General features: G+C 45.4%; 7 protein-coding genes. 5 read left to right on the top strand and 2 right to left on the bottom strand.

The genetic code is table 11. The features are described from left to right. Positions 1–250 precede the first annotated feature (250 nt). Positions 251–1,993, bottom strand: coding sequence for an ABC transporter ATP-binding protein (locus tag MiAbW_RS04800; RefSeq protein ID WP_151695150.1), 1,743 nt, complete (start codon positions 1,991–1,993; stop codon positions 251–253). A 1,032-nt stretch (positions 1,994–3,025) separates the two neighbouring features. On the opposite strand from MiAbW_RS04800, the gene MiAbW_RS04790 reads away from it, so the two are divergent. From MiAbW_RS04790 to MiAbW_RS04775, 4 genes are all read left to right on the top strand, one after another. Then, the gene (locus MiAbW_RS04790) at positions 3,026–4,348 is read left to right on the top strand and encodes a CmpA/NrtA family ABC transporter substrate-binding protein (protein WP_151695148.1); all 1,323 of its coding nucleotides are present in this window, start codon (positions 3,026–3,028) and stop codon (positions 4,346–4,348) included. Between the two features lie 152 nt (positions 4,349–4,500). After that, complete coding sequence (gene ntrB, locus MiAbW_RS04785; protein WP_151695147.1) at positions 4,501–5,328, top strand: nitrate ABC transporter permease; 828 nt, start codon at positions 4,501–4,503, stop codon at positions 5,326–5,328. A gap of 237 nt (positions 5,329–5,565) precedes the next feature. Next, positions 5,566–7,572, top strand: a complete 2,007-nt coding sequence (locus MiAbW_RS04780) for an ABC transporter ATP-binding/substrate-binding protein (RefSeq protein ID WP_151695146.1) — start codon at positions 5,566–5,568, stop codon at positions 7,570–7,572. A 46-nt stretch (positions 7,573–7,618) separates the two neighbouring features. After that, positions 7,619–8,617, top strand: a complete 999-nt coding sequence (locus MiAbW_RS04775) for an ABC transporter ATP-binding protein (RefSeq protein WP_151695145.1) — start codon at positions 7,619–7,621, stop codon at positions 8,615–8,617. A gap of 288 nt (positions 8,618–8,905) precedes the next feature. On the opposite strand, the gene MiAbW_RS04770 is transcribed toward MiAbW_RS04775, so the two are convergent. After that, positions 8,906–9,532, bottom strand: a complete 627-nt coding sequence (locus MiAbW_RS04770) for a DUF2301 domain-containing membrane protein (protein ID WP_151695144.1) — start codon at positions 9,530–9,532, stop codon at positions 8,906–8,908. Between the two features lie 243 nt (positions 9,533–9,775). Here MiAbW_RS04770 and thiO point away from each other — a divergent pair, with 243 nt between their 5' ends. Beyond that, the gene (gene thiO, locus MiAbW_RS20410; RefSeq protein ID WP_151695143.1) at positions 9,776–11,707 is read left to right on the top strand and encodes a glycine oxidase ThiO; all 1,932 of its coding nucleotides are present in this window, start codon (positions 9,776–9,778) and stop codon (positions 11,705–11,707) included. Positions 11,708–11,766 lie beyond the last annotated feature (59 nt).

Genomic DNA, 11,766 nt, shown 5'->3' with positions numbered 1-11,766 from the left:
TAAAAGATAACTGCTGTACTATATTTAAACAGTCTTGACGAGTAATTGGATAGTCCAGAGCTTAACCGGCAATAACTAGCAGATTCCCTATTTGGCTCTCCCAGGTTTGGTGGCTAAAATGTATTCTAAGATACAGTCTTGGGGCAGTGAGTGGAACGAACCACTCCAGACACAAAGGACACAAAGATCGATCGATCCTATGTAAGTTAAACTTATCACACAGAACCTAGAAGAGCCCCTATTTTATCAGCTAATGTAAAACCTTAGATTCTAACTGCTGCTGTTGCCAGAGATTTTGATAGACTCCGGGGACTGTGATTAACTCCTCGTGGGTTCCCATCTGGACAATTTCACCGCCATCCATGACAAAAATCCGATCGGCAGTGGCAGCGGCCGATAATTGATGGGAGATAAAAATCACGGTTTTTTGGCTTTCTTGAGCGATATTTTCCAAAATAGCCGTGGCTGTTTGATTATCGACGCTAGATAGGGCATCATCAAGGATTAAAATCGGTGCTTGGATGGCTAAAGCGCGCGCTAAAGAGGCCCGTTGACGTTGACCCCCGGAAAGAGTAATCCCACGTTCTCCCACTAAAGTTCCGTATTTTTGCGGGAAATTATCGATTTCTTCCTCAATTCTCGCTTGTTTGGCCGCCGATGCCACTGCCGGAAAACTCAGCAGCGGATCGCCATAACGGATATTATCTTCAATGGTGGTACTAAATAAAAAACTTTCTTGGGGAACATAAGCGATCGCTTTTCGTAGATCTTCAAGGGCAATTTGAGTGACATCTTGATCATCAATAAATAACTGTCCCTCAGCAATATTCAAAAGACGGGGAATAGCGTTAGCAAGGGTAGATTTTCCCGACCCGATCGCACCGACGACCGCTACCGTTTCCCCCGGATTAATGGTAAAAGAAAGAGATTTTAAGGCGGGTTCCTTAGCATCAGGATAGAAAAAAGTCAAGGCTTTAGCAGTAATTTTTCCTTGAATATTTTTTAAGTGAATACAATCGGCATTATCTTTAATTTTAGCCTCAGCTAACAGGATAGTTTCCAAGCGATCGATACTCACTTCTCCCTGTTGGTAGGCCGTAATAGTAAAACCTAATAAAGCAGTGGGAAAAACTAATCTTTCCGCCAAAATTAACAGAGCAATAAAGTCCCCAATGGTGATATTACCCGATATAATTTGTCTAGTACCGAGGGCAAGCAAGGCCAATAAACTCACATAGGATAAAGCTTCGATCAGGGGAAAAAGAAAATTACGAGTCTGGACTAAATCTAAATTAGCCTGTAATAACTCGCCATTTCTTTGTTTAAATGCTAGGCGCTCGTTAGCTTCTTGGGCATAGATTTTAATCAGAGTAATACCACTCATATCCTCTTGAATTAAATCGCTCAGATGCGAGAGTTTTGCCTGTACTTTTTTCTGTTGCCGCTGCAGACGACCACTAAATAACTGCACAGCAATTAACATCAAAGGATAGATAGAAATAGCGGCGACTGAAAGGGGAATATGAATCGCTAACATTACGGGCAAAGTTAACCCATAGGCAAAAAAAGTGTTAGCCAAACTGAGCAAAGCAAAACCCACCAGACGACGCACATTATCTACATCGCTAGTGGCACGGTTGATTAAATCTCCTGAAGTTTGCCGAGAAAAATAGGCAGGTTCAAGGGTTAATAAATGCTCAAAGATTTTTTGTTTAAGATCGAACTCTACCTGACGACCTATGCCGAATAATAACACTCTGGAAATCATGCGGATAAACCACATAATCGAGGCTAAAGCGACAATTAAAATCACATAGTAAATGATTTTTTTGAAGTCAAAGGATTTACTCAAATCATCGATGCTATCCCGGATTAAAAGCGGTATATAAACACCCAAAAGATTAACAATAAGAAGAGTAACTACCCCTCCAGTGACTATTTGCCAATAGGGACGTAGATAATTTGCTAGTTTTTTAATGCGAGAATAAGCCATATTCAGTTATCAGTTATCAGTTATCAGTTATCAGTTAGAACAGGGAACAGGTAAAAGGGGGCATAGATAATCAGTGGGTTATTTTTCTCCTTGTCCTGATTTGGTGGCGGTTTAACATTAGAACCACCCTGGGGCGGTTTACCCGGGGGTTGATCAATTTTAGCTTGATAGCTGCGCTTATAGCGGTTCTCGTACCTGTGCGGCACACTTAAAGCTTTACTGATTAAGCTGTTTAAGGTCGAGAATGTACCTTTTATGAATGGGAAACGCTATAAATTTATCAGCCCCTCGTTCTTGTTAGTCCGACATTTAAGTTACCTCTGTTTGATGCTGCCAAAATTCAATATAACTAACTTCCTCTGCATTAATCAAAATAAGCTGTCCACACAGGGTGCAGCTCAATTTTGGAGAAATATTATCTATATTACATTTTGGGCGCACGCAGTTCGATAAACTCACGGATCAAAATGCGCCCCTACCATTGACGTAATAATTTCTGCTGCTCACCATAAGTGGGAGAGATTCACAAATATGAGATGCACCCATCAGTAATGAGTGAACTGCAAACTCAAACCTGGTAACTGATTCAAGATAGCTAAAAAACCCCCATCGCCCCCAATCATGCGTTACAGACAAATTTTTATGCTTTTATTACATGACTGGCAATATTTTGTAACAATCTATACTATCTTTCCCGTTGAAGACTGTAAATTTAAGTTAATTGCTTCGCTGATAACCCTGAAATAAAATGAGCTTTCCAGCCCAGATGACTAAAAACCGACGCTATACATCGAATCCTCAAAACCGTTATGCTTCTAGAAAAAATCTCTTAGACAAAAACTACTGCTAAATCTCCCTAGATGGAGAGGCAAAAGCGATCGAGAGATACAAATAATTAAAGCACCCTTACTGAATCAACAGTTACTTTGAAGAAATTTTCTCGGTTATCACCGCAGTCAGTTGGGGGAAGTAATGAGAACTTTTCACCGTTTCATCACCTTTGTTTAGTTTCTAATCACGATTTGTTAGTCCATGAGTAAACTTTCTAGACGTAGATTTATCTTCACTGCCGGGGCAACTGCCGTAGGAACCGCAATTCTGCATGGTTGCGCCACTCCCAATAATACCGCGACCAGTCCCTCCCCGGCCGGCAGTCCTGCCGCTTCCCCCGTTGCTGGTGGAGAAACTCCCGAAGTCACCACCGCTAAACTAGGTTTTATTGCCCTCACCGACGCTGCCCCCTTAATTATCGCCAAAGAAAAAGGTTTATTCGCTAAACACGGGATGCCCGATGTACAGGTGATGAAACAAGCCTCTTGGGCTGCAACCCGGGATAACCTCGAATTAGGTTCGGCGGGTAACGGTATCGATGGGGCGCATATTTTATCCCCCATGCCCTACCTAATGACCTTGGGCAAAATCACCAAACAGCCCGTACCAATGTATATTCTGGCGCGTTTGAATACCAACGGTCAAGGGATTTCTGTGGCTAACGAATACATGGATCTAAAAGTTGCCCTCGATAGCGGTGTACTGAAAGAATCCTTCGCTAAAGCTAAATCTGCGGGCAAAGAAGTTAAATCCGCCATGACTTTCCCCGGTGGTACTCACGATCTCTGGATGCGCTATTGGTTAGCCGCTGGCGGCATTGATCCGAATAAAGATCTATCCCTAATTGTTGTTCCTCCGGCACAAATGGTGGCTAACATGAAAGTCGGCACGATGCAAGCTTTCTGTGTGGGGGAACCTTGGAACGCGCAACTGGTTAAGCAAAAACTCGGTTATTCAGCCCTGATAACTGGGGAACTGTGGAAGGATCACCCCGAAAAAGCCTTCGCTTTACGCGCCGATTGGGTGGATAAAAATCCCAAAGCGGCAAAAGCTTTAACCATGGCTGTTCTGGAAGCGCAGCAATGGTGCAATGATCCCGCTAATGTGAAGGAAATGTGCGAGATTATTGCGGGACGGGAATGGCTGAAAATTGACCCCGCCGATATCTTGGGAAGAATGCAGGGTAATATCGATTTCGGCAATGGTCGCACGATCGAAAATAGCCCCGTAGCCATGAAATTCTGGGCTGATAACGCTTCCTATCCCTACAAGAGTCATGATACTTGGTTTGTGACTGAAGACATCCGTTGGGGCTATATTCCCGCCGATACAGACATCAAAGCTTTAGTTGATAAAGTTAACCGGGAAGATATCTGGAGAGAAGCCGCCACAGCCCTCAATGTTCCGGCCGATCAAATTCCCACCTCTACCTCTCGCGGTGTGGAAACTTTCTTTGATGGTGTTACTTTTGACCCCGAAAATCCCACCGCTTACCTGAAATCTCTCAAGATTAAAAAGGTTTAAATCAGTGAGCAGTGATCAGTAACCAGTCAACAGTTAAAGATGATTTGCTCATAACTGGTAATTAATAACTGATAACTGATCACTGATGCTGATCACTGATAACTGAACCACTCCACCACTGATAACTGATAACTGATAACTGATAACTGATTATGGCTGTTTCTATTTCTCGTCGTTCTCAAGGTCCGAAATGGGTAAAAGACCTGCAAAAAAAATTACCCAAACTAGCAACTTCGGCGATTGCTTTATTAATTTTCCTCCTCATCTGGCAAATACTATGTTTTAGTCCCGATGCCCCCCTCCCTAGTCCCACTAAAGTGGTTAGCGATACATGGGAATTAATTGTTAATCCCTTTTTTAATAATGGTGGCACAGATGTGGGTTTATTCTGGCAAATTTTCGCTAGTTTACAACGGGTGGCCGTCGGTTTTACCCTTGCCGCTATTGTTGGCATCGCTGCGGGTATTTTAATCGGTAGCAGCGCCCTAATTTATGATGCGATCGATCCGATTTTCCAAATCCTGCGTACCGTTCCCCCCCTAGCTTGGCTACCCATCTCCCTAGCGGCTTTTCGCAATAACGAACCTAGTGCCATATTTGTAATTTTTATTACAGCAATTTGGCCAATTATTATTAACACTGCCGTGGGAGTACAACAGGTTCCCCAAGACTATAAAAACGTCTCTAGAGTGCTAAAATTATCCAAAGTTGAATACTTTTTCAACATTCTTTTTCCCGCTACTGTTCCCTACGTTTTCACCGGATTAAGAATCGGGATCGGTTTATCTTGGTTGGCGATTGTAGCGGCGGAAATGCTGATCGGTGGCGTGGGAATTGGCTTCTTTATCTGGGATGCTTGGAATAGTTCCATGATCAGTGAAATTATCCTCGCCCTGATTTATGTGGGTATTGTTGGTTTCCTACTCGATCGCCTCATGGCCTACATTGCTAAATTAGTTGTACCCGAAGAAAATAAATAAGTTTGTTACAAGTAAATAAAAGTGGGTGAGGTTCAAAACTAAATTATTAGCCACCCAACCCACCTCACCCCCGATAACAAAGACCGAATCTAAAACCTAATTTGTTAAGCTAAAAGCTTTGATCTACCTAGTTTCTAACCTTCTTGTTAGATAGGAGAATTGCCAGATTCTTTCTTTTGCCTCTTGCCTTCAGAAGCTGATTCCTGATAACTGATAACTAATAACTGATTACTGAAAATGTCTGCATTTATTGAAGTCGATCACATTGATAAGGTTTTCCCTCTGCCCGATGGCCGTCAATATATCGCCCTGAAAAATATCGATCTCAGCGTTACTCAAGGGGAATTTATCTCTTTAATCGGTCACTCCGGTTGCGGGAAATCCACCCTCTTAAATATGGTCGCCGGACTCGATCGCCCGACGGTGGGAGGGGTGATTTTAGAGGGAAAAGAAATTAAAGGTCCCGGTCCCGATCGCATGGTGGTGTTCCAGAATTATTCGCTGCTGCCCTGGTTAACCGTCCGGGAAAATATCGCCCTAGGAGTTAACCGTGTCCTGCGTCATCTACCGGCTGCTGAACGCAAAAGTGTCATCGAACATAGTATCGATATGGTACACCTGCGCCATGCCGCCAACAAACGACCGGGAGAATTATCGGGAGGCATGAAACAACGAGTAGCGATCGCCCGTGCTTTAGCCCTACGGCCAAAAGTCCTGCTACTCGATGAACCCTTTGGGGCGCTGGATGCGTTAACCAGAGGCAATTTACAGGAACGTTTGATGGAAATCGTCGAGGAAAGCCACGTTACCTGTATCATGGTCACGCACGATGTAGATGAGGCCCTATTACTATCTGATCGAGTGGTGATGTTAACCACCGGTCCAGAGGCCCATATCGGTCAGATTCTCGATGTTCCCATTCCCCGGCCCCGGCATCGTTTGGAAGTAGTTAATCACCCCAGTTACTACGCCCTCCGTAACGAGATCGTTTACTTCCTCAACCAACAGAAGCGATCGAAGAAAGTCGGCCAACCCACCGAACCAGTAACAGTGATCGGCCAAGCTACCCGACTGAAAACCAATCCCACCATCGGTTTTATCCCCCTCACCGATTGCGCCCCGATTATTATCGCCAAAGAGAAAGGTTTCTTCGCCGAGGAAGGATTAGGGGATGTTGTCCTGCAACGGGAACCCAACTGGAAAGCACTCGCCCAAGGAGTAGCCACCGGTCGTCTCGATGCAGCCCAGATGGTGGCGGGAATGCCCCTCAGCATGACCATTGGGGCCGGCAATAAGCCCTCTGTCCCCGTCATTAGCGCCTTGGTACTCAGTCGCAACGGTAACGCCATCACCCTCAGCAATAAATACAGGGAATTGGGGGTAGAAAAACTGGAGGACTTAAAGGATGCCCTCCAGCAAAGTCCCGATCAAATCGCCACTTTTGGCATGGTTCACCCCGCCTCCATGCACAATCTGCTGTTACGCTACTGGTTAGCTAGTGGCGACATCGATCCCGATAGTGATGTGAATTTAGCCGTAATTCCGCCGCCTCAGATGGTTTCCCTGCTAAAAGCGGGTAAGATCGACGGTTATTGTGTGGGGGAACCCTGGAACTCCTACGCCGTTCAGGAAAAATTAGGCTACGTTATCGCCACCGATCTTGATATTTGGCCCGGACACCAGGAAAAAGTACTGGGGGTCAGGGAAACTTGGGCGGCGAAACATCCCGAAACCCATATCGCCATGGTGAAAGCTTTAATTAAAGCCTGTGAATACTGCGATGATCGGCGTAATCGAGAAGAAATCGTTAATATTCTCAGTCAGCCCCAGTATGTGGGCGTGGATAGCGCAATTATTCGCCCCGGTTTCCTCGATGGTTACGACCGCGGTTTAGGAACTGCCCCCGAACCCCTTTTCCGATTTAATCAGTTTTACGTCGATCAAGCTAACTGTCCGGGCCGGAGTGAGGCCCTATGGACTTTAACTCAGCTTGCCCGTTGGGGTTACGCGCCTTTCCCCCGCAACTGGGTAGAAGTGATTGAACGCGTCCGTCGTCCCGATCTTTTTGGCGAAGCTTGCCGGTCCCTGGGCCTTCCCGATTTGGAACCCGATCGCCACAGTTTCGCCCTCTTTGATCATCTTATTTTCAATCCCGACGATCCGATCGGCTATCTGGAACGTTTTTCCATCCGTCGCGATTATCGCATCTCAGAAGTTCTCCTCGATGATCCTGTCGCTAATTAATGGTTGTGGTGGGCTTTGCCCACCTTAAAATAAATCTAGGACGAATATGCAAACTTTTACCGATAAGACCGTGAATTCCAGCACCACCACCCAGCCTTTTTTATTAGTTAGTAATGTTGCCAAAGAATACCCCTCTCCCGAAGGGGTTTACACCGTTTTAGACGGTGTGGATCTGCAAGTTAATGAGGGGGAATTTGTCTGCATTATCGGTCACTCCGGCTGTGGTAAATCGACCCTTTTAAATATGGTGGCGGGGTTTTCTTCTCCTAGTCGTGGGCAAGTGCTGCTACAGGATAAAGAGGTTAAGGAACCAGGACCAGACCGGATGATGGTATTCCAAAATTATTCCCTTTTGCCCTGGAAAACCGCCTTTGAGAACGTTTATATCGGGGTTAATTCGGTTTATCCCGAAAAATCTCAGGCTGAGAAGGTGAAGATCGTGGAAGAAAATCTATCCTTAGTGGGATTGACAGAAGCAGCCCAGAAAAAACCCCCCCAATTATCGGGAGGTATGAAACAACGGGTTGCGATCGCCCGCGCCCTGGCCATTCGTCCCCAAGTCCTCATCCTCGATGAACCCTTTGGGGCCCTGGATGCGATCACCAAAGAGGAATTACAGGAAGAATTGCTGAAAATCTGGCAAGAACACCAGTTAACCGTGTTGATGATTACCCACGATATCGATGAGGCTTTGTTCTTGTGCGATCGCTTGGTGATGATGACCAACGGCCCGAGCGCTAAAATCGGGGAGGTGTTAAAGATGCCTTTTGCCCGTCCTCGGATTCGTTCCCAAATTACCGAGGATCCCCGTTACTACGAACTCCGCAATGAAGCCCTCGATTTCCTCTACAATCGTTTTGCCCATTCGGAGGATCCCAATGAGGATGCCCCCGAACAACCCCGCACAGAAAATCTCGTGGGTAAAATTGTTACTACTATTGGTGGCATAGCCTTACTCGCTTTTGTCGGTTTTAGTCTAATACAAATGTTCACTAGCAAGACTCCCAATACTGCTAATCCTGCTACCATCGAGGACTCCAGATAAGTAACAGTTATCAGTTATCAGTTATCAGTTATCAGTTATCAGTTATCAGTTATCAGATTTGAGTTTTAAGTGACAGTATTAAATAGAAGTTTCCCACTGTCTTTTCACTGATTACTGCTTACTGATTACTGACCAAGAATAAACCAGAAAGAGATAAAGAACAAAAAGCTGAAACCCGATCAGTTTAACTTATATAGTAGTGATCGATCTTTGTGTCTCCGTGGTTCGTTCCACTCACCCGCCCGCAAGACTGTATCTTAGAATAGATTTTAATCTCTGGAGAGTTAGTCAATGATTAAGATGTTCAAAGACGGATTTATCACCGATATCGTTGGGGATAGGTTGGCTTAACTTTCTCAGAGCAAAGATAACAAATAAAGTCGCCCAGAGAATTAATAGCCCCTTTTCCCAATTTAGGGGCAATATCCCCAAAAGATGACCGAGTAAAAGGGTGGGAACTAGAGGGGTTAAAAACTTGGTTTCTAGACGATTAAAACAAAAAGCTTCTTTGAAATAAATCCCCGTGAGACTAGCAAAAATAAAGCCGACACCGAATAAACTCACCGGGTGGTTATAGACAAATTCTAGGGGAGAAAGGTGATAATAAAGGCTGAAAATCAGGGAAGTAATCGCCCCGATTAGCCAAAAAACTTGCAGGAGACGATGGAGGGGAATTAAATATATATGGATAGTCAATAAACTGATGCCTAACCCCAGACAAAAACCAATGTATAAAAGGTTGGTCAGGGGCAATAATTGCGGTCCGGTGAGAACTATAATTGTAGCGACAGCGAAACTAAAAGCCGCTAAATTTAACCCCAGACGGTAGAGACGCACCCCTAGGCGATCGCTATTCGTAATCGTAAACTCTCCGAATTGACCTTGATAAACTCGATCGACAGCAGGGGAAGTCATAAGCTCTAAAGAAAAAGGGAAGCTTAGAAAAGATTGACTACAAATCATCTTAAGCTTAAATTATGCCAGTAGCCTCACTTCTTCCCCCTCTCGGCCCACTAATTGCGAGTTTAGCAGTCAATCAAGCTAAAAATTATGATTAATTGGGATAAAAAAATATATATGTTATTTTACTACGTCTTTCTTGTTTTAACTTCTAATTGCTTGTCATTCCAGTAATTCTTTTCGGTGCCAGAGACTTTTATGAACTCAACTAGCGAAATTTTGATCCTGGGCGGTGGTATCATCGGATTAGCGATCGCCGTCGATTTGCAATTGCGCGGGGCAAAAGTTACCCTCCTAGTTCGAGATATAGCTCAGGCCGCTAGTCGTGCGGCTGCGGGAATGTTGGCCCCCCATGCGGAAGGGATTCCCCCGGGTCCGTTTCTCGATCTTTGTTTACAATCGCGCTGGTTATATCCAGAATGGAGCCGCAAAATCGAGGATTTAACGGGGATAAATAGCGGTTACTATCCCTGTGGTATTCTTGCTCCCGTTTACGAGCTAGATCAGTCTTTTACTGCCAATACAGCTAATAAAATTTGGTTAGACAGCAATGCAGTTCACCTCTACCAACCCGGACTAGGTAAAGATGTGGTCGGTGGTTGGTGGTATCCCGACGATGGACAAGTGGACAACCGGCAGCTAGTGACTGCGCTGCAACAAGCGGCCGAAAATTTAGGGGTAGAAATTCGCCAAGGGGTAGAAGTCCACGCCCTACAACAAAAGCAGGGAAAAGTCAAGAGTATTTATACCTCAATTGGGGAATTAGAAGCAAAAATTTATATTTTAGCGGCGGGATCCTGGGCCAGTCAACTTTTACCCCTCCCCATCCATCCCGTCAAAGGTCAAATGGCTGCGGTAAAAATGCCCCCTAACCAGACCTTAGCTAGGGTTTTATTCGGTCCCCAAACCTATCTGGTTCCCCGTCGCAATGGTCGTTTAATTATCGGGGCCACTTCCGAAACAGTGTCCTGGCAAACGGGTAATACACCCCAAGGACTACAAACCCTTTTTGCGCGTGCTACCCGTCTCTATCCCCCTTTAGCTGACTGGGAAATCGAGGAGATGTGGTGGGGATTCCGTCCGGGTACAGCCGATGAATTGCCCATTTTAGGCCGCAGTAGCTGTGATAACCTGATTTTAGCCACCGGTCACTATCGCAATGGCATTTTACTCGCTCCTGTTACTGCTTCCCTGATTGCTGACCTGGTGATTAATGACAAAGTTAATCCCATTTTGACCCATTTTCGCTGCGATCGCTTTAATCAACCATCACCAGTTACTATTCCACCTATGTCCTTAACTATTATTGAGAATAAACCCCAAGTGCTTTTATCACCCCAGAATGATAGTCTCACCATTGCCGGGAAAACCTTTTACTCCCGCTTGATGACTGGGACTGGCAAATATGCCAATCTGACGACTATGCAGGAAAGTATTAGTGCCAGTGAATGTCAGATTGTCACCGTTGCCGTTAGACGAGTACAAACGAACGCACCCGGTCATGAGGGATTAGCAGAGGCGATCGATTGGTCGAAAATCTGGATGTTACCCAACACTGCCGGTTGTCAAACGGCCGAAGAAGCGATTCGGGTGGCCCGTTTAGGGCGAGAAATGGCTAAATTATTGGGACAGGAAGACAATAACTTTATTAAACTCGAAGTTATTCCCGATCCTAAATATTTATTACCCGATCCGATCGGAACTTTGCAAGCGGCCGAACAATTAGTTAAAGAAGGTTTTGCCGTACTGCCCTATATTAACGCCGATCCTCTCTTAGCCAAACGTTTAGAGGAAGCTGGCTGCGCCACGGTTATGCCCCTAGGATCGCCGATTGGGTCGGGACAGGGGCTGAAAAATGAGGCAAATATCGCGATTATCATCGAATCCGCCCAAATTCCCGTGGTGGTCGATGCTGGGATCGGTACACCCTCAGAAGCAGCCCGGGCCATGGAAATGGGGGCTGATGCTTTATTAATTAACAGTGCGATCGCTATGGCGGCCAATCCGGCTATGATGGCCCAAGCCATGGGAATGGCGGCAAAAGCGGGACGTTTAGCCTATTTAGCGGGAAGAATGCCGATGAAGTCCTATGCTAGTCCTAGTTCCCCCCTGACGGGAACGATCGCCTAACCCGGTGATCTATCGAAACCCGTTAAAATAGGGGAGATTTGGCCATCTCCCCCCACACC

It is taken from the genome of Microcystis aeruginosa NIES-4325 (genome assembly GCF_008974145.1).
In the GTDB taxonomy this organism is placed as follows: domain Bacteria; phylum Cyanobacteriota; class Cyanobacteriia; order Cyanobacteriales; family Microcystaceae; genus Microcystis; species Microcystis aeruginosa_G.
This window is presented reverse-complemented; position numbering and strand designations above follow the sequence as displayed.